Raw genomic sequence first — 23,522 nt, forward strand, 5'->3', positions numbered from 1 at the left:
AATCGTTAACTCAAGTCTTCGTTAGCTGCCGTAACGTTTGAGCCATTCTTGCTCAAGCGCACTTTGCCAGCTTGGATGAGGTTCGGCAACGGATTTGAATTGTTGAGTCTTAGCTGCGCTACCTTTTAAGTATTGCTTGTTCAAGACAGAAGGGTCACCCCAGACGTTAATGTCGCCTTTACGCGATTGCGCCTCTGGGCTTAACAAGAAGTTAATGGCAACGAGAGCCCCTTCTTTCGCGTTAGCATTCCAAGGGACTGCTAAGAAGTGGATGTTAGACAGAGCGCCGCTTTCCATAGCGTAAGCTGTTGTAGTGTCGCTTAGGTTGCCACTTGCTTGTGCCGAATACACCGCATTTGGATTGAACGTAATCGCAAGATCAATCTGTCCGTCATCAAGTAGTTGGATAGTTTCTGCTGTGCCAGCGGGGAATTGCTTGCCACCGCGCCATGCCACTTTGTGGAACTCATCAAGGTAGTTCCATAAAGGCTGAGTGACGCCAGCAAAGTCAGCTTGGTCTACAGGTTTGGATAGTGATGGGTCATTATCGGTCAGCTCGATAAGCAGTGACTTTAGAAAGCTGGTGCCATGGAACTCTGGTGGCTTTGGATAGCTGAGTTTATTTGGGAAGGCCTTTGCATAGTTCAGCATTTCCATATACGAGACTGGTGGGTTATTTAGGCTTTGTGTGTCATGAATAAAGACTAATTGACCCACACCCCATGGCGCTTCTAGGCCGTCAGTGGGTTCTGAGAAGTCACTATCGACGGGAAGCGACTTATCAACGTATTCCCAGTTTGGGAGGTCCGAGACAAATGGGCCGTAAAGCAGCGAGTTGTCTTTCATTGACTTAAAGTTTTCGCCATTGATCCAAACCATATCAACACTACCGCCGCTGTTTTTGCCGGCGGCTTTCTCTGCCAGTAGACGCGAACCCGTCTCAGCAATATCGGTGACCTTAACATGATTAAAGTTCACGCCGTATTGTGCTTTCAGCTCTTTGCCTGCCCACTGCAAGTAGCGGTTGATCTCTTGGCTTCCACCCCAAGCGTGGAAGTAAACGGACTGTCCCTCTGCTTTCTTAACAACGTCGTCCCAGTTCACATCTTCCGCGAAAGCACTTGATGCTGAAAGTACGCTTGCAACCATCGCGAGTGAAGAGATGAGCGACGTCTTAAACAATTTATTTTTCATTCTGTTATCCATTTTATGTCGTATGTGGCTAACCTTGCCTAGTTGTTAATAAATGATAGTAAAGGTTGCCGAGCGATAATCAATAGCCTTGGTGCTAACAGTAGAGTTATCACTAGATTCTTATCAGCCAACATGACCGAGACGACACGAAAAAAATTTCAATGCCGTTGAATAAATTAGGATTTTGGAAAGCGAATGCAAACGTCTTGTAAGACGTATCGCTGCTTGGGTGGGGTAAAGAGAGCGAGTATCAGTTAAAAACGAGCAATCATACTTTTTAATCTGGCATCGATACAGGTATTGAATGAACGAATTAGATGCCCCTGCTCAAAGATTTCCACTCTCGCTAACTGAGCGGTCTGATTCGGACAATCACTGCCGAGTTCATCGAGGAGCATTCCTATCTGATAAAACTCTAATCGTGCTTCCGTGGTCGGTGTGGCGCTGTCCATTGAGTGGATTCTGACTAGGGCTTTCATAACATGCTCCTCAATTCACGTAGGTGATAAGCGGTTTTACGCTTTCATGAGGAACAGGACCAATGATGATAGATATAAATTTCATTAGGTGAGCTTGATTCCAAAAACTTGGAGACTGTGCTCAGGAATTGTTGGTTAGCTGACCAAGCCGTTACGGATGAGTCCGCGTTTTACGCTCTTGCATAGTTTGCCAAAACGACGCAGCTCTTCAAAGTTTGGAGCGATACCACGATCAAGTGCCGACTCCCAATAGCTGACTTCTGTTTCGACAAGCTCCATCAGCTTTTTTGGGCAGCCGATGCAAGAATTATCGGGCCCACACACAAACGTGTCTTCACTGTAGAGGGGAAGCTCTGCTTTGACTGAATCTATTAGTTCTAGTGTTGCGACCGTAAGGCTGGGTTTAGCGCTCATGTAGATTGGTTCTGGAGTATGCGGGCGTTCATGATAGGCGATGTATGACAGGGTGAACACTGTACAAAATAGGTATATCGAACGATCGTTTCATATTGTCTCAAAATTGAGTAATACATTAATAACGTAAAAATAATACTCTCAAGGTAACCAAGCTTGATTCACTATTAGAGAGCTTCTTTACGATCTTGAACGAGAAAGCCGCATGTCGACGGCGTTAGTGACAATCTAAAAAACTAGAACAAGAAGCCGCCCGTTGGCAAACAGGGAAGTGTTGTTGATTAAGCGGAAAGTGAGTTTAGTATGGAGAATGAGTCCACACAGCTGAGCATCTCGATTCGGCGTCTATTTGATGTTACCCCGGTACCCACTGCGATCAGTGGCCCGTCGGGTGAACTCGAGTATGTGAATCCCGCTTTCACCAAGATGCTAGGTTACACGCAAGATGAACTGTTCACTGAGGGGGTCATTATTACCCACCCCGATGATATTGCACTTAATCTAGATATTCGCGCTCAGCTCCTTGCTAACCCCTCAAAGTCATTAAAGATACATAAGCGCTACCGCCATAAAGACGGTCACCCTATTCTTGCTGAGCTCAATATGGCAGCAGAAGTAGACAATAGTGGCAATGTAACTCGACTCATTTCCCAAATCGTTGATCTATCGGGCTCGCGTCAATTTCAAGCGGCTGAACTTCTTCTAAATCAGCTTGTGAGAAAGTCTAATGATGCGATATATGTGGTTGACGCCGAATTTGGCCACATCCTGAATTGCAATGAACTTGCTTACAAAAGACTTGGCTACTCAAAAGAAGAGCTATTGCGGCTCTCTGTTCCTGATATTAACCCATTATTTCGAAACAGTAAGACCTGGCGAGATCATGTTAAGTCGATGCGTATGCATGAGAAAAAACTGATTGAATCGACACATATCAGAAAGGATGGGAGTGAGTTCCCCATTGAGGCGAGCGTCAATATGGTGGAACACAATGGCGACACCTACTTTGTTGCCATTGCTAGAGATATTTCCGAGCGAAAAGAAAAAGAATTGAGACTATTGGAGGCTCAAAACCTAGATCCTCTAACTGACTTACCTAACCGACGCCTATTAGAGTCTAAGCTGAACGACTTGGTGTGTGAGTGCTGCACTCGGTCTGAAAAAGTCGCCTTTATGTACCTAGATATCGATAACTTTAAGCACATCAATGATACCTACGGGCATGTAATAGGCGATAAGGTTCTGGTGGCACTCGCAAACAAACTCAAAGACTTCACTAGGCAATCGGATATTGTCTCTAGGCTAGGTGGTGATGAGTTCCTAGTCGTTCTTCCTGGCCTCAATAGTCGCGCACATGTACTTAGTCTTGCCGATCATATACTTCAAGTTACCTCACACCCCTTTCATATCGATGACTCTTTGAATCTAGAAGTAAAGCTAAGCCTTGGAGCGACACTCTGTGAAAGTAAGGCTCTTGACGTTGCGAAAGCAGTATCTAGCGCTGATAGGGCAATGTACTTGTCGAAAAAAGCCGGGGGTGGGCAGAGCGCCTTTATTGAATGTGATGATGTTAAGGGCAATATCTGACACTAATTACTGCTCATAATATGTCATCTTTGTTACAAGGTGTAGACGTGCAATTCTTCGATAAATGACGTTAGAGCCTTGCTACGCGTGCGTTGATCTTTTTGCTCTGAGGGAGGAGATAGAATAGGGTTCTCGCTATTGCTGTTAAAACGCAATAAATCTTACAAAAAAACTAAGCCAAGTGACCGATATTATTCTAGTTTGTGGGTAGAGGTTAAATAAATTTCAGCTCCGCGTTCAAATGGCGTCACAAACGCTCGTTGTCCAGAATTTGCGGGGCTCTCACAGAATAAGGAGTCCGTGAGATGAAAAAACCAATGTCTGCTTTGTTCGCGTCGATTGCACTATGTTCATCGGCGACGGCTTTTGCGTTGGTAACACCAAATCCACCTGCACTGAATGCTAAGGGCTACGTCCTTATGGACTACCAGTCAGGGTCAATTATTGTTGGCGGTAATCAAGATGCGGCACTTGCACCGGCGAGTCTGACAAAATTGATGACAGCTTATGTCGTGGGTAAAGAGATCGAAAATGGCAGAACAACATGGGACAGCAAAGTTGCCGTGAGTGAGAATGCTTGGTCAGTCAAGTTCCCCGATTCTTCGAAAATGTTCATTAAGCCAGGTGACAACGTCACGGTTGCGGATTTGATGCGTGGTTTGATTATCCAATCGGGTAATGACTCCGCTGTCGCTTTGGCAGAGCATGTTGCTGGTACCGAAAGTGGCTTCGTGGCGCTGATGAACCAGTGGGCTGCCAACTTGGGCATGACAAGTACACAATTTATCAACTCACATGGTCTAGATGGACAGGGCATTCACACGACACCAAATGATATGGCGATTCTGATGCGCCACATCATCGAGGATGTGCCAGATGTCTACAAACTGTATTCAGAAAAACGATTCGTTTGGGCTGATATCCAGCAGTACAACCGCAATAGACTTCTTTGGGACAACTCGCTAAATGTAGACGGTGGTAAAACCGGATATACCTCAGAAGCGGGCTACAGTTTGGTTAGCTCGGCGACACAAGGTCAGATGCGTCTTATCTCCGTTGTAATGGGGACGCCAAGTGCACAAACTCGTGTAGAAGCATCAAGGCAGCTACTCAACTATGGATTCCGCTTTTATGAGACAGACCAGCTCGCGGAATCTGACGCAACCGAAGTGACGGCGAAAGTATGGAAAGGGGCGAGTAGCGCTATCCCGCTAGGGTTTGAGCAAGACGTTTACGCGACGTATCTTCGTGGTAACAGTCGCGGCGTGTCAAAAGAAGTGGAAGTCTTCGCTCCATTGATCGCGCCAATCAATCAAGGTGACATCATCGGCAGTGTGACCTGGAAAGTAGGCAACGATGAAATTGCCACTGAACCTCTCGTCGCTAAATCGAGCGTTGAGCAAGGCTCTATCTTTAAGCGTGCTTGGGATACGGTGGTGCTGTGGTTTAAGTCGCTATTTACCGATGCTAAGGATCTCTGGGAGCAGTAAGCCAGACAAGTAGATCGTCAAAGTCAAAAAGTGCGTCATCCCCGCGCAGGCGGGGATCTATCCGAAGCGCGTTGTGAAATTAATGTTTATGACTGACTTCATTGGTTCTTTATTTAATGGCTTCTTTATTTCATCGCTTTGCCTCGCTAGAATAACGCGCTCTTTGATAGCAACTCCGCATCGGTTATGAGCCCACATCTCAAGTACATCTCTGGCTACCCTCAACATCTCGTCGATCAAATCGATGCTATGGTGTCGTCGGGTCGATTTATTCAATGGTTTGAAAAGCGTTTCCCAGACCGTCATCAACTCAAGAGTGAAAAAGCTCTCTTCGAGTACACCATGGATATTAAGCAGCGTTATATGAAAAAAACGCCGCCTATCTCGAAAGTCATTTGGGATAATAAAATCCACCTGATCAACAATGCGCTTGGTCTTCATACCTATATCTCACGTGCTCATGGTGGCAAACTCAAAGCAAAGAACGAGATCCGAATCGCGAGTGTGTTTAAAGACGCGCCTGAACCGCTGCTTCGGATGCTGGTGGTTCATGAACTGGCTCATATCAAAGAAAAGAACCACGACAAAGCATTTTATCAACTATGTTGTCATATGGAACCTGACTACCACCAGCTTGAGTTCGATGCGCGCCTTTTTATGATCTACAAAGAATTACTCAATGACTCGTCAAAATAAATCTAACCAACGATCTCGTAAGCAAGATAAACCCTCAACTATGGTTGTCGATAAGCGAAAAGCGAGTGGGCTTCATGCGAACAACAAGCATCAGGGGCGCTACGACTTTAAACGTCTAATCGAAGCTGAACCAAGTTTGGCTGAGCATGTGGTGAAAAATCCACATGGCGACATGAGTATTGCGTTTTCAAATCCTGAGTCGGTTAAAGTGCTCAATCGTGCTTTGCTAAAAGCGTATTACGGTTTGAGTCATTGGGACATTCCAGATGGCTATTTGTGTCCGCCGATCCCCGGCCGTGCAGATTACATCCACAGGCTCAACGAATGGCTGCAGCATGACTTGATGCAAGATCGTCCGGCAAAAGCACGCCTCAAAGTGACCGCACTTGATATCGGTGTTGGTGCGAACTGCATTTATCCAATTGTTGGTGCAACGCAATACCACTGGAACTGGGTCGGGAGCGATGTCGATGAAGGATCCTTAGCGAGTGCTGCTAACAACGTTACTCATAATACTAAGCTCACGCGAAAAATTGAGTTAAGACACCAGACCCAGAGTGAGCACATTTTTGAAGGTGTGATTCAACATGGGGATGTGTTTGTTGCAACCACTTGTAATCCTCCCTTCCATAAGTCTGCGGAAGATGCTCAGAAGGGGACTGAGCGCAAGAACGCTAACTTGGCGAAAAATAGACAACAGCGCGGCGATCTGTTGCAGGGAAAAGCGCAGCCAGAGAAAAAGAGCGACGGACTCAACTTTGGTGGTCAAAATGCAGAGCTGTGGTGTCCAGGCGGTGAAGAAGCATTCGTTCTGAACATGGCGAATGAGAGTAAGCAGTTTGCGCATCAAGTGATTTGGTTCTCTACACTGCTTTCTAAGAAGGACAACATTCGTCCACTGCAAAAACGCCTAGAGAAATTGGGTGCGGCGCATGTCCTCATTCAAGAGATGGCGCAAGGCCAAAAGAAAAGCCGCTTTGTGGCGTGGTCGTTTATGACGCATGAACAGCGTTTGGTATTGAGTGGACATTTATTGTAGTTAAAATTTGGGCTGGGAATATTTAAAGTTGTTCGTTTAACACTTTTTGATATTTCTCGGCCATGGCTTTATTGCCAGCTTGCACTTCTAGCTGATGTAGTACAGATAGGCTAGGCCTCTGATAACCATATTTTTGGTGGAACTGCATTAACCTGAGCCTTGCGAGTTGATAGTCACCGTTTCTGACTTCCAAAGCTGACAACTGAATTGTGGCGTTAGGGCGAAGTGGTTCATGCTCGAGGGACTTTTCAAAGTAGCGTTGAGCGCTTTTAAACTGCTTATTCTTCAAGGCACACAAGCCAGCATTTTCATAACTTTCCGCGATTTTGTAGTAATTCTGCCGAGTAACCGCGTCGAGAAAATACTGATTTGCCTTTTCATACTCCCCTTGCTTGCAAAGGTAAGTGCCATAATTGTGATAGACATGACCGTTGTTCGGGGCAACTTTGAGTGCAGCTCTGTATCTTGATTCTGCCATTTTGTACTCCCCAACAACTTCGTAATAATGTGCCATTGAAAGTTGGCTACGATAGTAGTTGGGCGCAAACTCGAGTGCTTTTTCAAAGTCCTGTTTGGCGCGGCTGAATTGGCCTCTTTGTATGTAGGCTAAACCGAGTTCGATGCGCGTTTCGGCAGCGGCAATGGGGTCGATTTTGGTCTCAGTAGAATCAGTGACGGTGACGCAGCCTCCTATTAGAAAGGAGATTGCTACCATGGTGAGTTGGGATTGTAAGATTGCTGAACGGTGGTCTTTGGTGCGAGGAGTCATTTACTATCCGCTGTATTTTTGTCGATCGTCCGCTTATCTTAAAATGCGGTTTAAAGTGATTGGGAGTTGGCATGCGTTAGTGCGAGTGATTGCACATTCAAACACATGTTGTGACATAGCTTTGTATAGAAAATAAGCGAATGGGTTGGAATGGTGACGCTAGTAATAGAGTCATTGCTCCAACTTGGATAAAGTAGACCAGTCCAACAACTAAGGTATCAAACTTGATGAGCAACGCAGACAAACCCTGGCTACAAACCTACCCAAATGATGTACCGGCAACCGTAGATGTTGACCAGTATGACAACATCAACGATATGTTTAAAAAACCCTTTGAACAGTTCGCTGATAATACGGCGTTTGTGAACATGGGTCATTCGCTAACCTATCGTGAACTTAACGAGAAAAGTGAGGCGTTTGCTGCGTACTTGCAAACTGAGCTGCATGCCAAAAAAGGTGATCGCATCGCCTTAATGATGCCGAACTTACTGCAGTATCCAATTGCTATTTTAGGAGCGCTTAAAGCAGGTTTGGTGGTTGTGAATGTTAATCCACTTTATACTCCTCGTGAGCTTGAGCATCAGCTTAGAGACTCTGGTGCAACCATTATTGTCGCCGTGACCAACTTTGGTAATAGCCTCCAGCGGGTTATCGATAAGACAAGTCTCAAGCACGTCATCTTAACCAGCATTGGTGATGCTTTAGCGCCTCACAAACGTACCTTGGTGAATTTTGTTGTGAAGTACGTAAAAAAGATGGTGCCTAAGTATAGCCTTCCGGGTGCTATCTCGATGCGTCGTGCTCTGACCGATGGCAAGAGAATGACGTTTACCGAGCCAACAATCGCGAACGATGATCTTGCCTACCTTCAATACACGGGAGGCACAACAGGTCTAGCGAAAGGTGCGATGCTGACTCACCGCAATGTCATTGCCAATGTATTACAGGTATTTGGTCACTTTGGCCCTCGTACAGCGAAAGACAAAGAGCGCGCTGTAACACCACTTCCTCTGTACCACATCTTTGCAAACTCAGTGAGTATGATGTTGATGATGTACATGGGTGGCAGTAACTTGTTGATTACGAATCCACGCGATCTGAACAGTTTTATTAATGACTTAAGCAAATACCCATTCACCATGATCTTTGGTCTCAATACCTTGTTTGCTGCGTTAAACAAGAACGAGAAGTTTAAAGCACTCGACTTCTCTCATGCTGAATTCACCATTGCTGGTGGTATGGCAACCCAGCAGCACGTTGCTGACGAATGGCAAAAGATCACAGGCATGCCAATTATTGAAGGTTATGGTTTGACGGAGTGTTCGCCAGTTGTAGCGGGTGGTGTTCATACCCAGCAGAAATATGTCCCAGCGGTGGGTGTTCCTTTACCGAGTACTGAACTGCGTATCGTCGATGAAAGCGGCGCGCCACTCGGTGTTGGTGAGGTTGGCGAGATTCAGATCCGCGGCCCTCAAGTGATGAAAGGGTACTGGAAGCAAGACGCGGAGACGAATGCAATTCTAACGGCAGATGGCTGGCTTTATTCAGGCGATATCGGGCGTATGGACGAAGACGGAATCTTCTATATTGAAGATCGCAAGAAAGACATGATCCTTGTCTCTGGCTTTAATGTCTTCCCAAGTGAAGTCGAAGAAGTTGCAACGCTACATCCAAAAATTATCGAGGCAGCTGCAGTTGGCGTGCCAGATGACATAGCAGGTGAGCGAGTTAAACTGTTTGTCGTGGCTAATGGCGCGGTTACTGCAGATGACGTAAAACAACACTGCCGTAAGCATCTAACAGGCTACAAGAGACCAACGATAATTGAATTTAGAGATGAATTACCGAAAACCAACGTCGGTAAAATCCTAAGAAGAGAGCTTCGTGACCAGTAACACGCTTTGATGCATATCTACTATCGAACATAAACTGGCGCAAATCGCCCATCTAAGCCACACTTTATGTGTGGCTTTTCGTTAGTAGGAGACTGCGATGAAAAACGAACTTGATCCCAACAAAGTTCTCAAGGCTTACGATACCATTATGTCTAATGGCACCGAGACTGAACTGGGAAAGATCTACGAAGGGGTAGAGGCCTATTCGGATTATGACGGTTACAACGTTTATATGCGAGGTAATGGCGTAGAACTCTCTATGGGCTTTCACAACACCTATCATCTGGAGTATGACCAAGAGCACCTGCGCGATAGTTTTTTACGTAAGGTAGCAATGTTATCTAAATAACAGCTTCGTACTTTATGATGTGCTAACTACGTCATTGTAGTTAAAAAGAAATGAGCCCCTCTCATTAGGGGCTTTTGCTTGTGCGAGATAAAAAGAGATCTGTGTAGTGCTAACGCTATCCATGACTACTCGTCTTTCGTAAATGCATCTTCACTAAAGTGGTCAAGGTCGTAAGGTGTTTGTTGGTAAACACAGTAGTTTAGCCAGTTAGCAAACAATAAGTGACCGTGACTACGCCAGCTCGCATTCGGCTTGTTGTCTGGATTGTTGTTAGGGTAGTAGTTAATTGGAATAGCTGGCTCCATACCTTCACCCAAGTCTCTCACGTATTCGTTGTGTAACGTATGAGAATCGTACTCAGGGTGACCTGTTACGAATACATTTCGCTTGTCTTTCGTTGCCGCGAGATACACGCCGGCGACATCCGAGGTTGCCAGAATATCGAGATCTGTGTGTGATTCTAAGTACTCTGGTGAAAAGTCAGCATATCGAGAATGCGGGGCTAAGAAGGTGTCATCAAAACCGCGCAGGATAGGGTGGTGCGGGTCATGAATTTCATGGTGATACACACCCGACAGCTTCTCTTTGCGAGTGCGTTTTGGAAGATCGAATAAGAGCTTTAGGCCCGCTTGTGCCGCCCAACAGACATACAGCGTTGAGGTCACATGCTTGCTTGCCCAGTTCATGATGGTTTGCAGGTGCTCCCAATAGATCACGTCTTCAAACTGAACCAAACCAAGTGGCGCACCTGTGATGATGAGTCCATCAAAGTTACGGTTTTTAATCGTTTCAAACTGGCGGTAGAAAGTATCAAGGTGCTCAGTTGGCGTGTTCTTACTTGGTCTATCGTCGATACGAAGCAGCTCGACATCGACCTGCAGTGGGCTATTTGAAAGAAGTCTTAAAAACTGGGTTTCCGTTTCAATTTTCTTTGGCATCAAATTGAGAATCAATACCTTGAGCGGACGGATTTCCTGAGTCGAGGCGCGAGACTCAGACATCACAAAAATGTTCTCTTCACGCAGGACGTTAGAGGCAGGTAGTTGATCGGGAATCTTAATTGGCACAGCTTTCTCCCTAAGCTCTGTTTGGTCTTCTGGACGTCTATACTTCTAAAGTTAACGCAAACGTTTTTGCTTGTCGATAGTTAATTTTAGCTCAGGTGTCATCAGTTGAATGCAATACGTCATGACGTACATGGGTGAGACAGGGTACAATCACGGCACTTTCTATATTTTGCGGTGAACTTGTTTGAAACTCACGTTAATTCGCGGTCTTCCAGGTTCTGGAAAGAGTACCTTGGCGAAAACCCTCGACGCGCTGCACTTCGAAGCTGATATGTATTTTATCAATGAAAAAGGTGAATATTGTTACGATGGGGATAGGATTGGCGAAGCACATGAATGGTGTCAGCAGCAGGTCGAGAAAGCATTGGCGGCTAACCAAGACGTGGTTGTTGCCAATACCTTTGTTCGCTTGTGGGAAATGAAGGCATATAAAAATTTAGCCAAACGCTACAAGGCCGACTTGGACATCATTGTTTGTAACCAGCGTTACCCAAATGTACATGGCGTGAGTGACATCGTCATCGCCAAGATGCAAAAACGTTGGCAAGACTAACCTTATTCACTTTAAAACAGAAAAATCTAATTATGGCAAAACGCTCTCCAGTCATCGAAATGACGTCGTACGGCATCTATTCCACATGGGATTCCGGATCAAAAGATCTTCCTAAAATACAAGACTTTACAACCATAGTGCCAGCGGATGAACATATTGAGTTTGGTTTCATCGTCAACATCAAAAAGGCCAAAGGAGAAAAGGTGCGCTATTGCATCTATCATCCGGGTGTTCTTAGCAAAAAAGGACAGGTCCTTGCTCCATTTGACGGTGAAGAGCACGTAGGCAGCAATGATTGGGATTTCTACCTAGGCGATACGATTCAGCTACTTCATCCTATAGACGGACTGGAGAGTAACCTCGGTGAGTGGCATATGGTCATTGAGATGCAAGGCAAAGTGATTGCTGAGAAAAAATTCAAAGTGACGGCAAGAGATGAAGGTCAGTTTTGGAAAAATCGCGGTTTCTAATCACAATTCGCCTTAATAGCTTTGTTCACCGCGTTGAAGACAAATCGGCGGTTTTGGCGTGTGCTGCAGATAGTGGTTGCACGCTAAAACGTATACGTCGCTCTCGCAATTGGACGTTGACCGGAGAAGCTACCCAACTAACCAAGTTTGCGCTTGAGTCTAATGTCGGGTGGATATCCGTTGCGGTTGATAAAGCCCTTGAAGGCTATAAATCACCGATTCAAGAAGTGCTGGAAAAAGACCCAGAAATAACCGTTGCGGATCTGATGTTTCAGTCTGGCTGCACACTTGCCGAAGCGCGCACTGCAATCGATGAGTTTGAGGACTTATAAAAAAACCGCGTTGTTCTTATTAGTTAAAAGTACAACGCGGTTTTGAGCTTTCTACTGCTTTGGCAATTACGCAGTCACGTAAGAAATCACAAAGTCAGTGATCTTAACCATGTCTTCTACTGCGATAAACTCCTCAGTCGTGTGAACTTTCGACATACCAGTAGATAGGTTAACTGTTGTTAGACCTTTCTCGTTGAAGTTGTTCGCATCGCTACCACCGCCAGTGTGTTTGGTGTTTGCTTCAATACCGTTAGCTGCAAATACTTCTTTGATCTTCAGTACATGCGCGTCATCTTCTGCAATCACGAATGCGTCATAGGCACGTGTTGATTCGATTTCAACTTCGGCGCCGAACTTCTCTGCAGACGCTTGGAACGTCTCTACCATGTGGTTGACTTGAGCTGTAAGCTTGTCGCTGTTAAGAGAGCGTGCTTCTGCTACTACCGTTAGCTCTGGCATTACGATGTTTGTTGCTTGACCGCCGTTCACAGAGCCGATGTTTGCAGTTGTTTGCTCATCGATACGCAATAGTTTCATGTTAGCGATAGCATCCGCTGCAACCATAGCTGCACTGATACCTTCTTCTGGTGCTAGACCCGCGTGAGCTGGACGGCCTTTGATCTTAGCCACAATCTTTTGCTGGCCAGGGGCGCCCGTTACGATAGTGCCGATTGGACCGCCTGTATCGAGTACGATTGCGTTCTTAGACTGAATGTAAGACATGTCGAAATATTCAGAGCCGAATAGACCGCCTTCTTCATGCACAGTGAACGCAACTTCAATCGTTTTGTGTTCACGGTTTTGCTCTTGTAGGCAGCGCACAGCTTCCATGACTGCTGCGATACCTGATTTGTCGTCGCCACCAAGGATGGTGTCACCTTTTGAACGGATAATACCATCTTCAATAATTGGTTCGATGCCGATGCCTGGCGTTACTGTGTCCATGTGAGCACTGAATACGATGCTGCCTTCTTGTTTACCTTCAAGGCGACCGTATACGTTAAAGCCATTTGTGTACTGCTCAGGTACAGGTAGTTTGCTTACTACGAAACCTAGCTCACCAAGTTGCTCAGCAATCGCTTCTGCAACGGCTTTTTCATTGCCTGATTCGCTATCGATTTTTACGAGGTCACAAAAATGGTTTACTAGGCGTTCTGTATTTACTTGAGTCATTGGATCACTTCACGTTAGTGGAACAGGGGAGAACCACTTTACACGCTACTTGGAGACCAAAGACCTGAGTTAAATCAAAGAAAGGTCCGCAATTTAGAGAATATGACTGTCTTTTGACCTAGTTTTGTTTGGAAAATTTGTAACAAGCTGCAATGGTGGTGCATATGATGATAAAACATCCAATCCATTGAAATAAAGACATCGTCTCTTGAAGAAATACTGTGGCAAATAACAGGCCGAACAAAGGCTCTGTTCCCATCAATAAAGACGCTTGGCTCGCTGGCAGGTGTTTCACGGCATAGTTCTGGATAAAAAACGCCATGAGCGTGCAGCAAAGTGCGAGATAGAGAAGGCTGAGCCATCCGTGCGTATCAAGACTACCGAGCACGGTGATCATTGAAGGTGAGTTTTTATCGAGTAATACAAGCCCTAGGCTCATTACGGTGACCGTAGCAAGCTGAACTAAGGTAATCAACTCAACATGGAAGGTAGTGCTCGTAAACGCTTTTCTACAGGCAACAACCATTACGCCCCTCAGAAAGGCTGCCGCTAGCACCAAGCCTACCCCCAGGTCTAAGCGAAGCGCGACTTGGTGTGGTTCTGCTATCAGTATCATTCCGGTCACACCGACAATGCAAAGTAGAAAAATCCCTTTAGGCAACTGAACCTTAAGCCAGAATTTCTCTAGGATTGGTGTAAACAGCACACACAAGCTTATTAGAACGGCTACTTGCCCAGCTTGCGCCAGTTTGACCGCCCAGGTTTCAGTCACAAAGATGCAGCTTAGAATCAGTCCCGTTGAGACGCCTACCTGCAAATACTGCTTTTGATTAGCTATAAAGTGGCATATTTGTCCTTTATTGACAGCGATAGTGAATAAAATTAAGCAGCTAATCAAAAACCGAAGAAACAGTAGCTGGGGCACAGATACATGGCTAAGTATTTGTTTTGAAACTCCATAACTGGTTCCCCAAATGATGGCGACCGCAAGTAGCCCTAAAATAGCCCAGTGAAATGAGACCTTGTTAACGAAATTCCTTTCCATTTAGCTGTTACCTAAAAGTTAATTATTAGTGTTGGCCTACCTATGCTAACTTATGAATATGGATGTGATAATACTCCCAATTCTCATAGGACTTGTGACTAATGGACACAAATAAGCTCATGGCAATGCTTCCTGACATCGCAGCGTTCGTCACTGTTGTAGAGTCAGGCAGTTTTACTGCCGCTTCACAGCGCTTAGGCGTCACGCCTTCGGGTGTCAGTCGCCAGATTAGTCGCTTGGAGTCAGCATTGAATGCGGATTTGTTAGAACGGACCACTCGTAAGCAAGTGACCACCGAGACGGGAAAAATTGTTTACGAGTACAGCAAAAAGATAATGGAGTCAGCCGCAGACATAGTGCATGTTACAAGCCAAGATTTAGGTGAGGTAACGGGTGAACTGCGCATCGCGGCACCGAAAGCATTCAGCCGCCGGATTTTGCAGCCACTCATGCTCGAGTTTTTAGCGAAATACCCTGAGGTAAAGCTTCGCTTGATCGTAAGCGATGAGTTTATCGATCCGTTCGGCCATAACCTCGACTTTGTCTTCGAGTTAACGCATTTCCCAAGAGAGAACTTAGTCGCTAAATCGCTGGGTGAAATCAAAGCGGTACTCTGTGCCAATAAGGCGTATCTTCAAGAGCATGGTATTCCGTTCCATCCTAATAATTTACTCGATCATGATTGTTTGTACCTTAATGAGCAACCTAACGATAATGTTTGGCTGTTCTCAAAAGATGAAGATAACGTGAAAGTTCAGGTGCACGGGCGTTACTCTGTGAATCACTCTGAGATGCGGCTCAATGCCGTGAAAGAGGGGTTAGGAATAGGCATTTTTCCAGAGTTTGTTGTCGATGAATCGATAGACAACGGAGAGGTATTGCAGGTATTACCTGAGTGGCGCGTAAACTCTCGTTATCAAGGGGAAATCATCATGCAATTTCCCCAATCTAAGTTCACCCCGGCGAGACGAAGGGCGTTTATCGATTTTATGGTTGAGTCGATGTCTCGAGGTTCGTCGCACCTTCAAAAAGAGTAGGGAAGTCGGTAAAGACGGCATCGACGCTATCTAAGTGCTTAAATGATTCTGGATTATTGACGGTATAGCACCAAATCTCGACGTCGAGCTCTCGCAATATGTTGATATGGTTGGCGGTGAGCCATTTGTAATCTAGGTGACAACTAAAAGCATTGACATCGAGTATGGTTGCCAGCGTTTTGCGGTTGACGCGCTTTGCTAACACGCCTAGTCGAATTCCGAGTTCTGCTTGGTGGAGTTCGCGCATCACATCGTTACTGAAACTCGAGATAATGAGATTACTCTTATTAAAAGCGCTATTCTCAAGCTCAGTCTTAAGCAATGAAACAACGTAGGCTGGGTCGTGGCTGTCGACCTTCACTTCCAGATTTATCGACATGTCATTCGCACTACAAAACTCTAGAAGAGCCTCAAGGGTGATAATAGGCTCACCTTGAAATTCCTCTGACTTCCAAGAACCAAAATCTAGGGCTTGAAGCTCTTTCAGCGTCAGCTCATCGACTCGGCCTTTACCGTTACTGCAACGATTGACAGTGTGGTCATGGCATACCACCAAAACATTGTCTTTGGTTGGTTGCACATCAACTTCAACCCATTTCATGCCCAGTTGTTTTGCAGCCTGTATACTGACCATAGTGTTTTCTGGATGCGTTCCCGCGACACCACGATGACCGACAAAAATAACGCTCATAAGCAAACCTCAAAAAAAGCGATGGCTATCGCTACAAAGAATAGGTGTTGTTGCAATGTTGTTAACATCAAGTTATCTTGCAATAAGGTTGTCTGACCAGTTAGCAGGGCTTATGAAAATTCACCAGATCTCAGGATATATTCAACAAATTTATCTCGCAGAGTACCCAGAGAAGTTGTTACTACTGGATGGTGCTAGCCGCGCTGATGTCGGCACGATATTACGCTATATTCGCGACGAACTGAATCGTCCGATATCGGATCTTAAAGCCATTGTGGTTACCCACATGCATCCCGACCACGCAGGGGCTGCGCACAGGTTAAAAAAACTGACAGGTGCGAAAATTGTGTCGCGTTCACACCATAAAGCATGGTACTCCGGGGCTGATGGCATTCTCATGCATCTTACCGATCTGTTTCTTGCTCGATACATGGCGAATCGAATGGGTAAACCGAAGAGAAACCTTTGGTATCAAAGAAAGCTTAAGGTCGATCACGCAGTTACTGATGGTGATCCTGTACCACTGTTTGAAGACTGGCAGGTGATTGATACTCCAGGGCACACAGATCGTGATATATCAGTTTACAACGCCAAGCACTCGACAGTGTATGTTGCAGATTTGATGGTTGAAGTGAAAAAGCACTTAATTGCTCCTTTTCCAGTGTTCCACCCAAACCAATATCGACGCTCAGTGGATAAGGTGTATAACTTGAACGCGAAAAGTGTATTGTTGGCGCATCGTGGGCCCGTTGAGTTTGATGAGGTAGCAAAGAATCATATCCTCGACACCGCACCAAGAAGACCTGTGACTCATTGGCGGGTGACGAAGATAAAGCTCAATAGTGTATTGAAATCAATGTGGTCTAAGCGTTAATTGGTTTGCGCTTTGTCATGGTTAGGGTAGATAAGCGACGCAGTATCAAAGCCCGCGTTTTTGGCCAGTTCGACATACTGTTCTAGTTTTTGGCTCTCAATCGTCGGAGTTCTGGACAGGATCCAGAAATAATCCGAGTTATAGCCACTCACTAGGGCTACTGAGTAGTCTTCTTCCAGATAGTAAACCACATAGCTACCGTAGAAAGGTCCGAAGAACGACACTTTGAGGTGAGCGATATCTTGCGCTTCAACAAACTTCGCTTTACCAATCGCCTCTGACCATTCTTTATCCTCGGTATCCCAGCCTCGGTTGAGTACTTTCACAGACCCATCGTCATTCATAGTGTAGGTCGCAGAGACGTTGTCGAGACCACGCTCGAAGCTGTGGTCGAGTCGAGCGACTTCATACCACTTGCCGAGATATCGATCGAGATCGAAGCCTGTTACAGGTTTCACCGTATCTGGCATCCCAGTACAACCCAATAGCATCAAACTCAAAGAAAACAGCATAAATTGTCGAATCAGTTTCATCCTAAAACCTCTTTTTTGGATTGGTTACCTATTGAATATACGTCACTTTATTAGGATAACACCACAAAGATTGCATCTATTGGTTATTGAGCTTAATCTGAGCACGTACTCTGTCTATTTTTGTTAGGTATCACTAAAAACATGTTAGAGATTTTTATTGTTCTTGCCTTGTTGGTTGGCTTCTCCATGGTTGCACTTAAATACTTTGTGAAACAGGAAGATACCAAGTCATATCAATACAAAGTGAAAGGACCAATCTTATCGTCAGCTCAGACCGCGTTTTATAACGCATTAAAAGAAGCAGTTGGCGATCACGGTGTGATCTTAACGAAGGTAAGCATGGCGAATGTTGTGACACCACAGCAGATGAAGAGTAAGAAGCAATGGTTTATCGCAAATAACGTGATAGCGAAAAGCTACTTTGACTTTGTGGTGTGCGACCCACGAACGATGCAGCCTCGTGTCATTATTGAATATGACAATGGACAAAAGCTCCACAAAGGTAAAATAGAACGCCAAAAGCTGATTATGCAGGTATGTAAGTCTGCAAATATTCCGCTTATTGGAGCATCGGTCAAACTGAGCTACCAAGTGGGTAAAATCCGCCGTTTGCTTGCTGCTCACATTGATTTGATTGAGCCAGACAAAGAAGTTCGCTTTTGTAAGCGCTGCGGCAGCCCAATGAACATCAAAACGGCGATGCAAGGGGAGTTTAAAGGACGACGCTTTTTCACATGTAGCCGCCAGCCTTTGTGCCAGTACACAGAAAACTACAATGTGGTATTTGATGACGAAGAATCGGCATAATCAGTCAGTTTCAACGCAGATGAGTTAGGGCAACGATCTGATAGCCTTCACGTTTTTTCAGCAGTAGCGCATAAAAAAGAGTCGAATTGATGGCGAATGCGTCAAACGGCACCAAAAACGCAAAAATGTACTTGCACAGCTAAGTTACTCTGGTTAATATCCTTCTCGTTCCAGAGAGATGGGTCCGTAGCTCAGTTGGTTAGAGTACTACCTTGACATGGTAGGGGTCGGCGATTCGAGTTCGCCCGGACCCACCATCCTTCTCTGAATGCTTATTCAGAATGGAACAAAAATTTGGGTCCGTAGCTCAGTTGGTTAGAGTACTACCTTGACATGGTAGGGGTCGGCGATTCGAGTTCGCCCGGACCCACCAAATTTTCGAAAAAGCCCGCTTTTACAGCGGGCTTTTTTGTATCTGGCCGTTTGGAAATTCCTTTCCACTGTCATGAAGCCCTTCCTTCTTCTCCCAACTTGATGACCATTATTCTCCATTTATCCTCAGATAGAGCATTTCACGCTCCCTATATACCGCTCGTCGCATGCACAAAGGCTTCAGAACTCACCGCTTTATCATAGAGCCCAGAATCAGAGCAGAAGGAAAGCGTCATGAATGGTAAGAACATAAGAATAGTATTGAGATGGGCACACATAGTATTAGCGCTACTTGTAGGTGCAGCATTCTACTCACCTTTAGCAAGCAATGAAGCCTATATGGCAGCGACGCTATGGGGACTCATTCCAGCGCTTGCGTTAACTGGTATTGGTATGTGGAAGCAGTCTTCCTTGATGAAACTTTTAAAGCCAGTGAACAAGAGAGCTCACCAATAGAGGAAAATTGCGCGAGAATTCATAGATCTCGCGTTTACTTTCTTTTGGTTTAGGGACTAAAACGAAGCTAGATGAGTTCGGAGTAATTATCCCACCCAATAACAATGAACTTTTGATATTTACAACGTAAATATCAGAAATAGATTTTGCCCTATAGTTTGTGTGAGTCGAGGCGGTTAGGATTTACACATCACAAAACATGAAGGCAAAACATCATGAAATTAACCTCGATTCAAAAATCTAAACTCCTTTGCTCTGCACTTGCTGTCGCTCTACTTGCCGGTTGCTCATCAAGTGGCGGAAGCTCATCTCCAACAGAACCGCTACCTGAGTTTGATGGTGACCTAGGCTTTGAAAATGTGGATCCTGGCTATGGCAATAGTGCGCCAGAGGGCTCTGAACCAACAGATCCGGACTTTGGTTTTGATCTCGGCTATGTTTACATTCCGGATTTGGGTCGAGGTGTTCCTGTACATCTGCCGGAGTATGAATCACCGGTAAATCCGAATGCGAAGATCTCTACGGTCAAAGAGCGCGAAACGGAAGGTGAGACCCTGTACTCCATTACATACAATGGTCACCGTATCGGAGAAATCTTAGTTCAAGACGATGTGATTACTATCTCTTCGCTGAAAACGGATCACACCATTACGGGCAGCAAAAACGACAATGGCACTTGGACGGTCCGAGACTCTGATGGCAATGTTCGTGGGGATGTGAAGCGTATCGATGACGGTAAGTGGGTCGTTCGAGAGGAGATTAGCCGTGCGTCGTATATCGTTGTTTATCATGAGGGTGAATGGAAAGCCGTTCCAGTGGCAGACATTAAGCCTAAGTTAAAAGAGCAGGTTAACAAAGAGCGTATCGATCGCGTTAAACAACGCGTTAAGATGAGCCGACCAAGTTAATTTGTCCTCATTGTATGATCGAAAAGCCCGCTTCATTTTGAGCGGGCTTAGCTATATGTGATGCTTTAGATGGTCGATGAAACGAAGTCATTAATTGGTTATTACGCAGCACGCTTAGATACCTCGTGACGATAAACGCGCATGCCCGTTTTGGTATTTTCATACACTGCTGCTTCGTTAAGGTATGACCAAGCATGGATATCGGTATTAGTCTGTGCTGCGAGGCGCTCAATGACAGCATCAATGTTACGGCCCGCATAGTCTTTAGTTGGTACAAATAGATTTCTAATTACTGAAAGCATATTAACATTCCTTGTAAGTTTGTTACCAAAATTGGTGTATTAACTATACAATGAAACAAAAGTGTGATCAATGCCCGTAATTAACTTTCATTAAACTTTAATTTTGTGTAATTGATAAGCAGGGGTAAGCGTGGTAGGAAACTACAAGAACGAGTAAAGAGATCAGCTTGTTTAAGAGAGGTGAGACAACAAAAATTGTTGTCTCACTTGCTAGCGTGATTAACCAAACATAAAGCTATATAGATAACCTGCACTGATAGCCATGCCTAGAATAACCATCAAGAATGCTGCAATCATCTGATTTTTAAAGATAGATTTTAGCAAGATGACTTCCGTTAGACTTGCGCCAGCACTACCAATGATCAAAGCCATTACTGAACCTAGCGCCATGCCTTTCTGAACAAGTGCTGCGCTCAATGGGATTACCGCTTCTGCACGAATGTAGAGTGGAATACCAATCACTGCTGCGATAGGAATTGCATACCAAATCCCTTCGCCAGCGTATTGCGCGATAAGGTCAGTTGGAATAAATCCATAAATAAATGACCCCAGAAGAATACCAACCATTAGGTAAGGGAAAACTTGTTTGAAGTCTTTCCACGTAGATTTCCAAATGCGAACCCAACGATTGTCCTCTTTTGGTGTTGCAGCTGTTGTGTCACAGCAAGCCGTCCCGTCAGCATTGATGTTAGTAATAGTCGGCTCTGGCGTTTTCTCCGAGCAGCAAGATGTCGCAGGAGCTGGCGCTGAGCAAGAGCTGTCTGCCGTACAACTAGCTGCTACTGGCTTTAATGACTCAATCTTCGGTGACCCACAGCTTGTAGAGGTTGCACAAGATGATTTTTCATCTTTGGCAGGTTTGCTGTCACCACACGATGTGCCGCATGAACTCGCAGCTTGTGCCTCATACGCCTCAGGTTTTACATAACGTTCAAAGCCTAGTTTCTCTAGTACATAGCCTGCAGTCACAGAAACAAACATAGCAATGGCAAAATAGAAGACAGCGACCTTGATACCAAACGTCACCACAAATAGACCTATGATGACAGGGTTAAGTAGTGGGCTCGCAAATAAGAATACCATCATTGGTCCGAACCCTGCGCGAGCGCGAAGCAGTCCTTTTAAGAAAGGAATGGTCGAGCATGAGCAAAACGGGGTAATAGAACCAAGCAAGGCTGCGACAAAATAGCCTCTGCCATTTTTTGAGCTCAGGATAGATTGGATCTTTTCCGGAGTCAGAAACTCTTGTAGTACACCGACGATGTAGCTAATTGCCAAAAACAGAATGATTAACTCAGTTGCGAGAAAAGCGAACATGTTCGCTGTCTCGGTCGCCATGGAAAGGAATTCAGGGCTCATATTAGTTTCTCCTAATAATTCGATATGTTTCGAATTATAGAAATAACTAGGCGTAGATCAAGCTTTTATTTCGATAAAAATCGAAATAAATATTAACTCATTGAATATAAACAAAAACAGCGCCATCAGGCGCTGTTTTACTCGAAAGGTTTGGTAAGCAGGTTAGGCTTTCGCCTCTTCGAGAGATGCTTCTTTCTTTTTGAGCAGTCGACTTGTGATAGTACCTGCCGTCATTGCGCCAGACACATTTAGAGCGGTACGCGCCATATCAATAAGAGGCTCGATAGAAATTAACAGTGCAGCGATCGTAACAGGCAGTCCCATTGCCGGTAATACGATTAGGGCTGCAAACGTTGCACCACCACCAACACCAGCAATACCAAATGAACTGATGGTAATGATAGCAATCAGAGACAGGATGAAGTTGATGTCCATAGGGTCGATACCTACGGAAGGAGCAACCATTACCGCGAGCATTGCTGGGTAGATGCCCGCACAACCGTTTTGACCGATTGTCGCGCCAAAAGAAGCCGATAGGTTGGCAATCGCTGGTGGTACGTTAAGTTTCGTTACCTGAGCTTCCACGTTAAGCGGAATAGTCGCTGCTGAGCTACGAGATGAGAATGCGAATGTCAACACAGGCCAGATCTTCTGGAAGTACTCTTTTGGGCTAACGCCAACCAGTGATACAAGCACACCGTGTACAACAAACATTAGGAAGATGGCTAGATAAGATGCAACGATAAATCCAAGCAGGTTCAAAATGTCACCAGCGCTTGACGTCGCGACGACTTTTGCCATCAGAGCGGCAATACCGTATGGAGTAAGCGCCATAATCATCTTAACAAGACGCATCACAACAGATTGAGTCGCATCAACAAATGTGCGGATTGGGGATTCGAGTTCTTCTTTTTCTGCCATGACTTTACGGGCAGCAATACCCGTTAGCACGCCGAAGATAACCACAGCGATAATAGAAGTAGAACGAGCGCCAGTTAGGTCAGCAAATGGGTTGGTAGGGATAAAGCTTACTAGCATTTGCGGAATCGTTAGGTCGCTAACACGGTCAACTCGGTTTTCAAGTACTGCAATGCGAGCCGTTTCACGAGCACCTTCTGTGAGTCCTTCTGCGCTTAAGCCAAACGCTTGAGTAACGACAATACCAATGAGTGCAGAAATCGCCGTAGTAGCGAGCAGGACAGATATTGTTAATCCGCTGATTTTGCCTAGTGAACCACCTTTTTCAAGCTTCACTACCGCGGAAATCATAGACACCAATACGAGCGGCATGATGATCATCTTCAGAAGACCAACATAACCACTACCGACTACGTTGACCCACTCTAACGTACCACCGATTGCTGCGTGTCCTTCGCCAAAAATAAGCTGAAGCGATAAACCAAAGGCACTGCCTAATACAAGACCAAAAAGCACAAGACGGGATAGAGTATGGTTTTTTTGCTGTTGCCCATACAAGAAATAGAGAATGCCCAAAAATACCGCTAGCGATGCGATAACTGCAATTGACATGTAAATATCCTTTTTTATTTCAACTGACGTAATCCCTATAAAGAATATGGGGATTGGATGTGTAGACGGCTAAAATACCGTTTGGTGAGAAACGTTCACAA

General features: G+C 45.2%; 26 protein-coding genes and 2 tRNA genes. 16 read left to right on the top strand and 12 right to left on the bottom strand.

Annotated elements, in window-relative coordinates; translation table 11 throughout:
• Positions 1-21: 21 nt before the first annotated feature.
• The 3 genes from AC6I8U_RS06560 to AC6I8U_RS06570 form a co-directional block, all read right to left on the bottom strand.
• Positions 22-1,149, bottom strand: a complete 1,128-nt coding sequence (locus AC6I8U_RS06560) for an ABC transporter substrate-binding protein (RefSeq protein ID WP_498018326.1) — start codon at positions 1,147-1,149, stop codon at positions 22-24.
• A 299-nt stretch (positions 1,150-1,448) separates the two neighbouring features.
• The gene (locus AC6I8U_RS06565) at positions 1,449-1,673 is read right to left on the bottom strand and encodes a hypothetical protein (RefSeq protein WP_498018072.1); all 225 of its coding nucleotides are present in this window, start codon (positions 1,671-1,673) and stop codon (positions 1,449-1,451) included.
• 135 nt (positions 1,674-1,808) lie between these two features.
• Positions 1,809-2,087 carry a hypothetical protein gene (locus AC6I8U_RS06570; protein ID WP_498018073.1) on the bottom strand — a complete coding sequence of 93 codons (279 nt, stop codon included), beginning with the start codon at positions 2,085-2,087 and terminating at the stop codon, positions 1,809-1,811.
• Positions 2,088-2,390: 303 nt separating this feature from the next.
• Between AC6I8U_RS06570 and AC6I8U_RS06575 the strand changes: the two genes are divergently transcribed.
• From AC6I8U_RS06575 to rlmF, 4 genes are all read left to right on the top strand, one after another.
• The gene (locus tag AC6I8U_RS06575; protein WP_498018074.1) at positions 2,391-3,674 is read left to right on the top strand and encodes a diguanylate cyclase domain-containing protein; all 1,284 of its coding nucleotides are present in this window, start codon (positions 2,391-2,393) and stop codon (positions 3,672-3,674) included.
• Between the two features lie 305 nt (positions 3,675-3,979).
• On the top strand, positions 3,980-5,164 hold the full coding sequence (locus tag AC6I8U_RS06580; protein ID WP_498018075.1) for a D-alanyl-D-alanine carboxypeptidase family protein: 1,185 nt from the start codon (positions 3,980-3,982) through the stop codon (positions 5,162-5,164).
• A gap of 186 nt (positions 5,165-5,350) precedes the next feature.
• Positions 5,351-5,860, top strand: a complete 510-nt coding sequence (locus AC6I8U_RS06585) for a M48 metallopeptidase family protein (protein ID WP_394151422.1) — start codon at positions 5,351-5,353, stop codon at positions 5,858-5,860.
• Positions 5,844-6,899, top strand: coding sequence for a 23S rRNA (adenine(1618)-N(6))-methyltransferase RlmF (gene rlmF, locus AC6I8U_RS06590; protein ID WP_498018076.1), 1,056 nt, complete (start codon positions 5,844-5,846; stop codon positions 6,897-6,899). The genes AC6I8U_RS06585 and rlmF overlap by 17 nt, the downstream gene beginning before the upstream one ends.
• A 22-nt stretch (positions 6,900-6,921) precedes the next feature.
• Here the strand turns inward: rlmF and pilW are convergent, their stop codons facing one another.
• Positions 6,922-7,614 carry a type IV pilus biogenesis/stability protein PilW gene (gene pilW, locus AC6I8U_RS06595; RefSeq protein WP_498018327.1) on the bottom strand — a complete coding sequence of 231 codons (693 nt, stop codon included), beginning with the start codon at positions 7,612-7,614 and terminating at the stop codon, positions 6,922-6,924.
• Between the two features lie 281 nt (positions 7,615-7,895).
• Between pilW and AC6I8U_RS06600 the strand changes: the two genes are divergently transcribed.
• Both AC6I8U_RS06600 and AC6I8U_RS06605 read left to right on the top strand, forming a co-directional pair.
• On the top strand, positions 7,896-9,563 hold the full coding sequence (locus AC6I8U_RS06600) for an AMP-binding protein (protein WP_498018077.1): 1,668 nt from the start codon (positions 7,896-7,898) through the stop codon (positions 9,561-9,563).
• Positions 9,564-9,660: 97 nt separating this feature from the next.
• On the top strand, positions 9,661-9,912 hold the full coding sequence (locus AC6I8U_RS06605) for a DUF3081 domain-containing protein (RefSeq protein ID WP_394151419.1): 252 nt from the start codon (positions 9,661-9,663) through the stop codon (positions 9,910-9,912).
• A gap of 125 nt (positions 9,913-10,037) precedes the next feature.
• Here AC6I8U_RS06605 and metA read toward each other — a convergent pair whose 3' ends face one another.
• Positions 10,038-10,979 carry a homoserine O-succinyltransferase MetA gene (gene metA, locus AC6I8U_RS06610; RefSeq protein WP_498018078.1) on the bottom strand — a complete coding sequence of 314 codons (942 nt, stop codon included), beginning with the start codon at positions 10,977-10,979 and terminating at the stop codon, positions 10,038-10,040.
• Positions 10,980-11,163: 184 nt separating this feature from the next.
• Here metA and AC6I8U_RS06615 point away from each other — a divergent pair, with 184 nt between their 5' ends.
• From AC6I8U_RS06615 to AC6I8U_RS06625, 3 genes are read left to right on the top strand one after another with little or no spacing between them, the layout of a single operon-like run.
• Entirely contained in the window at positions 11,164-11,532 is a 369-nt protein-coding gene (locus AC6I8U_RS06615; RefSeq protein WP_498018079.1) for an AAA family ATPase, read from the top strand.
• A 32-nt stretch (positions 11,533-11,564) separates the two neighbouring features.
• Positions 11,565-12,002: a DUF3859 domain-containing protein gene (locus AC6I8U_RS06620; protein WP_234495757.1), complete on the top strand. Its 438-nt coding sequence runs from the start codon at positions 11,565-11,567 to the stop codon at positions 12,000-12,002.
• On the top strand, positions 11,981-12,334 hold the full coding sequence (locus tag AC6I8U_RS06625; RefSeq protein WP_498018080.1) for a ribosome recycling factor family protein: 354 nt from the start codon (positions 11,981-11,983) through the stop codon (positions 12,332-12,334). The genes AC6I8U_RS06620 and AC6I8U_RS06625 overlap by 22 nt, the downstream gene beginning before the upstream one ends.
• Positions 12,335-12,400: 66 nt before the next feature.
• Here the strand turns inward: AC6I8U_RS06625 and AC6I8U_RS06630 are convergent, their stop codons facing one another.
• Both AC6I8U_RS06630 and AC6I8U_RS06635 read right to left on the bottom strand, forming a co-directional pair.
• Complete coding sequence (locus AC6I8U_RS06630; RefSeq protein WP_234495759.1) at positions 12,401-13,507, bottom strand: M20/M25/M40 family metallo-hydrolase; 1,107 nt, start codon at positions 13,505-13,507, stop codon at positions 12,401-12,403.
• 118 nt (positions 13,508-13,625) lie between these two features.
• Positions 13,626-14,552 carry a DMT family transporter gene (locus AC6I8U_RS06635; RefSeq protein WP_498018081.1) on the bottom strand — a complete coding sequence of 309 codons (927 nt, stop codon included), beginning with the start codon at positions 14,550-14,552 and terminating at the stop codon, positions 13,626-13,628.
• Positions 14,553-14,653: 101 nt separating this feature from the next.
• Here AC6I8U_RS06635 and AC6I8U_RS06640 point away from each other — a divergent pair, with 101 nt between their 5' ends.
• Positions 14,654-15,589 (top strand): LysR family transcriptional regulator, encoded by a 936-nt coding sequence (locus tag AC6I8U_RS06640; protein ID WP_498018082.1) that lies wholly within the window; start codon positions 14,654-14,656, stop codon positions 15,587-15,589.
• On the opposite strand, the gene AC6I8U_RS06645 is transcribed toward AC6I8U_RS06640, so the two are convergent.
• Complete coding sequence (locus AC6I8U_RS06645; protein ID WP_498018083.1) at positions 15,540-16,280, bottom strand: glycerophosphodiester phosphodiesterase family protein; 741 nt, start codon at positions 16,278-16,280, stop codon at positions 15,540-15,542. The genes AC6I8U_RS06640 and AC6I8U_RS06645 overlap by 50 nt on opposite strands.
• A gap of 112 nt (positions 16,281-16,392) precedes the next feature.
• Between AC6I8U_RS06645 and AC6I8U_RS06650 the strand changes: the two genes are divergently transcribed.
• A complete protein-coding gene (locus tag AC6I8U_RS06650; RefSeq protein ID WP_498018084.1) occupies positions 16,393-17,154 on the top strand; it encodes an MBL fold metallo-hydrolase in 762 nt (253 codons plus the stop codon).
• Here AC6I8U_RS06650 and AC6I8U_RS06655 read toward each other — a convergent pair.
• Positions 17,151-17,687, bottom strand: coding sequence for a lipocalin family protein (locus AC6I8U_RS06655; RefSeq protein ID WP_498018085.1), 537 nt, complete (start codon positions 17,685-17,687; stop codon positions 17,151-17,153). The genes AC6I8U_RS06650 and AC6I8U_RS06655 overlap by 4 nt on opposite strands.
• Before the next feature lie 141 nt (positions 17,688-17,828).
• Between AC6I8U_RS06655 and AC6I8U_RS06660 the strand changes: the two genes are divergently transcribed.
• The 5 genes from AC6I8U_RS06660 to AC6I8U_RS06680 all read left to right on the top strand — a co-directional run bounded on the left by AC6I8U_RS06660 (position 17,829) and on the right by AC6I8U_RS06680 (position 20,230).
• The gene (locus AC6I8U_RS06660; RefSeq protein WP_498018086.1) at positions 17,829-18,494 is read left to right on the top strand and encodes a DUF2726 domain-containing protein; all 666 of its coding nucleotides are present in this window, start codon (positions 17,829-17,831) and stop codon (positions 18,492-18,494) included.
• Positions 18,495-18,674: 180 nt separating this feature from the next.
• Positions 18,675-18,751 (top strand) — tRNA-Val (locus tag AC6I8U_RS06665).
• 39 nt (positions 18,752-18,790) lie between these two features.
• Positions 18,791-18,867 (top strand) — tRNA-Val (locus AC6I8U_RS06670).
• Between the two features lie 233 nt (positions 18,868-19,100).
• On the top strand, positions 19,101-19,322 hold the full coding sequence (locus tag AC6I8U_RS06675) for a hypothetical protein (RefSeq protein WP_498018087.1): 222 nt from the start codon (positions 19,101-19,103) through the stop codon (positions 19,320-19,322).
• Positions 19,323-19,537: 215 nt separating this feature from the next.
• Positions 19,538-20,230, top strand: a complete 693-nt coding sequence (locus AC6I8U_RS06680; protein WP_498018088.1) for a hypothetical protein — start codon at positions 19,538-19,540, stop codon at positions 20,228-20,230.
• A 101-nt stretch (positions 20,231-20,331) separates the two neighbouring features.
• Here AC6I8U_RS06680 and AC6I8U_RS06685 read toward each other — a convergent pair whose 3' ends face one another.
• From AC6I8U_RS06685 to AC6I8U_RS06695, 3 genes are all read right to left on the bottom strand, one after another.
• Positions 20,332-20,532 (bottom strand): hypothetical protein, encoded by a 201-nt coding sequence (locus tag AC6I8U_RS06685; protein WP_394151406.1) that lies wholly within the window; start codon positions 20,530-20,532, stop codon positions 20,332-20,334.
• Between the two features lie 219 nt (positions 20,533-20,751).
• A complete protein-coding gene (locus AC6I8U_RS06690) occupies positions 20,752-21,891 on the bottom strand; it encodes a permease (RefSeq protein ID WP_498018089.1) in 1,140 nt (379 codons plus the stop codon).
• Positions 21,892-22,053: 162 nt separating this feature from the next.
• Entirely contained in the window at positions 22,054-23,421 is a 1,368-nt protein-coding gene (locus AC6I8U_RS06695; protein WP_498018090.1) for an L-cystine transporter, read from the bottom strand.
• Between the last annotated feature and the right edge of the window lie 101 nt (positions 23,422-23,522).

It is taken from the genome of Vibrio sp. KUL80 (genome assembly GCF_059725495.1).

Bases quoted from the DNA above. Each gene is read 5' to 3' on its own strand.
- AC6I8U_RS06575 (WP_498018074.1), top strand. From the start codon at position 2,391: ATGGAGAATGAGTCCACACAGCTGAGCATCTCGATTCGGCGTCTATTT.
- pilW (WP_498018327.1), bottom strand. From the start codon at position 7,614: ATGGTAGCAATCTCCTTTCTAATAGGAGGCTGCGTCACCGTCACTGAT.
- AC6I8U_RS06570 (WP_498018073.1), bottom strand. From the start codon at position 2,087: ATGAGCGCTAAACCCAGCCTTACGGTCGCAACACTAGAACTAATAGAT.
- AC6I8U_RS06565 (WP_498018072.1), bottom strand. From the start codon at position 1,673: ATGAAAGCCCTAGTCAGAATCCACTCAATGGACAGCGCCACACCGACC.
- AC6I8U_RS06560 (WP_498018326.1), bottom strand. From the start codon at position 1,149: ATGGTTGCAAGCGTACTTTCAGCATCAAGTGCTTTCGCGGAAGATGTG.
- AC6I8U_RS06605 (WP_394151419.1), top strand. From the start codon at position 9,661: ATGAAAAACGAACTTGATCCCAACAAAGTTCTCAAGGCTTACGATACC.
- AC6I8U_RS06635 (WP_498018081.1), bottom strand. From the start codon at position 14,552: ATGGAAAGGAATTTCGTTAACAAGGTCTCATTTCACTGGGCTATTTTA.
- AC6I8U_RS06620 (WP_234495757.1), top strand. From the start codon at position 11,565: ATGGCAAAACGCTCTCCAGTCATCGAAATGACGTCGTACGGCATCTAT.
- AC6I8U_RS06630 (WP_234495759.1), bottom strand. From the start codon at position 13,507: ATGACTCAAGTAAATACAGAACGCCTAGTAAACCATTTTTGTGACCTC.
- AC6I8U_RS06650 (WP_498018084.1), top strand. From the start codon at position 16,393: ATGAAAATTCACCAGATCTCAGGATATATTCAACAAATTTATCTCGCA.
- rlmF (WP_498018076.1), top strand. From the start codon at position 5,844: ATGACTCGTCAAAATAAATCTAACCAACGATCTCGTAAGCAAGATAAA.
- AC6I8U_RS06585 (WP_394151422.1), top strand. From the start codon at position 5,351: ATGAGCCCACATCTCAAGTACATCTCTGGCTACCCTCAACATCTCGTC.
- AC6I8U_RS06660 (WP_498018086.1), top strand. From the start codon at position 17,829: ATGTTAGAGATTTTTATTGTTCTTGCCTTGTTGGTTGGCTTCTCCATG.
- AC6I8U_RS06680 (WP_498018088.1), top strand. From the start codon at position 19,538: ATGAAATTAACCTCGATTCAAAAATCTAAACTCCTTTGCTCTGCACTT.
- AC6I8U_RS06695 (WP_498018090.1), bottom strand. From the start codon at position 23,421: ATGTCAATTGCAGTTATCGCATCGCTAGCGGTATTTTTGGGCATTCTC.
- AC6I8U_RS06655 (WP_498018085.1), bottom strand. From the start codon at position 17,687: ATGAAACTGATTCGACAATTTATGCTGTTTTCTTTGAGTTTGATGCTA.
- AC6I8U_RS06645 (WP_498018083.1), bottom strand. From the start codon at position 16,280: ATGAGCGTTATTTTTGTCGGTCATCGTGGTGTCGCGGGAACGCATCCA.
- AC6I8U_RS06640 (WP_498018082.1), top strand. From the start codon at position 14,654: ATGGACACAAATAAGCTCATGGCAATGCTTCCTGACATCGCAGCGTTC.
- AC6I8U_RS06580 (WP_498018075.1), top strand. From the start codon at position 3,980: ATGAAAAAACCAATGTCTGCTTTGTTCGCGTCGATTGCACTATGTTCA.
- AC6I8U_RS06685 (WP_394151406.1), bottom strand. From the start codon at position 20,532: ATGCTTTCAGTAATTAGAAATCTATTTGTACCAACTAAAGACTATGCG.
- AC6I8U_RS06600 (WP_498018077.1), top strand. From the start codon at position 7,896: ATGAGCAACGCAGACAAACCCTGGCTACAAACCTACCCAAATGATGTA.
- AC6I8U_RS06675 (WP_498018087.1), top strand. From the start codon at position 19,101: ATGAATGGTAAGAACATAAGAATAGTATTGAGATGGGCACACATAGTA.
- AC6I8U_RS06690 (WP_498018089.1), bottom strand. From the start codon at position 21,891: ATGAGCCCTGAATTCCTTTCCATGGCGACCGAGACAGCGAACATGTTC.